Origin of the sequence: Streptomyces sp. SID5785 (assembly GCF_009870065.1) — a bacterium.
Classification (GTDB): Bacteria; Actinomycetota; Actinomycetes; order Streptomycetales; family Streptomycetaceae; genus Streptomyces.
The window spans coordinates 1-1,548 of the sequence record NZ_WWIA01000091.1; the positions used below are offsets into that span (position 1 = coordinate 1).

Sequence of the window (1,548 nt, forward strand, 5' to 3'; positions counted from 1 at the left end):
CCGACCTCGCCGCCCGCAAGGTCACCGTCGACGAGGCCGTCCGCATGATGACGACCGCCGACGTCCGCGCCGCCGCCGACATCCTGCGCCCCGTGCACGAGACGACGCAGGGCCGCGACGGCCGCGTCTCCATCGAGGTCGACCCGCGCCTCGCGCACGAGACCGAGGCCACCGTCGCCGAGGCCAAGCAGCTGGCCTGGCTCGTCGACCGCCCCAACGTCATGATCAAGATCCCGGCCACCCCGGCGGGCCTGCCGGCCATCACCGAGGTCATCGGCCTCGGCATCTCGGTCAACGTCACGCTGATCTTCTCGCTCGACCGCTACAAGGCCGTCATGGACGCCTACCTGGCCGGTCTCGAGAAGGCCCACGAGCGCGGCATCGACCTCTCCACCATCCACTCGGTCGCCTCCTTCTTCGTGTCGCGCGTCGACGCCGAGATCGACAAGCGGCTCGACAAGAACGGCACCGACGAGGCGCTCGCGCTCAAGGGCCGGGCCGCCCTGGCCAACGCCCGTCTCGCCTACGAGGCCTACGAGCAGGTCTTCGCCTCCGAGCGCGCCACCCGCCTCGAGGCCGCAGGCGCCCACAAGCAGCGCCCCCTGTGGGCCTCCACCGGTGTCAAGGACCCCGCGTACAAGGACACCCTGTACGTCGACGAGCTGGTCGCCCCCGGCACGGTCAACACGATGCCGGAAGGCACCCTGAACGCCACCGCCGACCACGGCGACATCACCGGCGACACCGTCACCGGCGGCTACGAGCAGGCCCGCGCCGACCTCGCCGCCGTCGAGGCGCTCGGCATCTCCTACGACGAGGTCGTCCAGCAGCTCGAGGACGAGGGCGTCGCCAAGTTCGAGATCGCGTGGAACGACCTGCTCGGCACCGTCGCCGCCCGCCTGTCCGGCGAGGAGGCGCAGGCCAAGTGAGCAGTACCGCTTGGCAGAACCCGCTGAGGGACCCGCGTGACCGGCGTCTGCCGCGCATCGCGGGCCCCTCCGGGCTCGTCATCTTCGGCGTCACGGGCGACCTGTCCCGCAAGAAGCTGATGCCGGCCGTGTACGACCTGGCCAACCGCGGCCTGCTGCCGCCGGGCTTCTCGCTCCTCGGCTTCGCCCGCCGCGAGTGGGAGGACCAGGACTTCGCCCAGGTCGTCCACGACTCCGTCAAGGAGCACGCCCGCACCCCCTTCCGCGAGGAGGTCTGGGCACAGCTCGCCGAGGGCATGCGCTTCATCCCCGGCGACTTCGACGACGACACCGCGTTCAAGCAGCTGCGCGAGGCCGTCGACGAGCTCGACGAGAAGCGCGGCACCAGCGGCAACTACGCGTTCTACCTGTCGGTGCCGCCGAAGTTCTTCCCCAAGGTCGTGCAGCAGCTCAAGAAGCACGGCCTCGCGGACGCCTCCGGCGAGTCCTGGCGGCGCGCCGTCATCGAGAAGCCGTTCGGCCACGACCTGGCCTCGGCCCGCGAGCTGAACGCGATCGTGCACGACGTGTTCGACCCCGAGCAGGTCTTCCGGATCGACCACTACCTCGGCAAGGAGAC

The 1,548-nt window shown here is 70.6% G+C and carries 1 protein-coding gene and 1 pseudogene; both read left to right on the top strand.

What is annotated here, in order from left to right:
* Positions 1 to 929: transaldolase (gene tal / locus GTW43_RS02905; protein ID WP_161299978.1), on the top strand; the 929-nt coding region annotated here is incomplete at its 5' end.
* Positions 926 to 1,548: pseudogene (locus GTW43_RS02910) on the top strand (glucose-6-phosphate dehydrogenase); the annotation flags it as partial. The gene tal and the pseudogene GTW43_RS02910, both read left to right, overlap by 4 nt.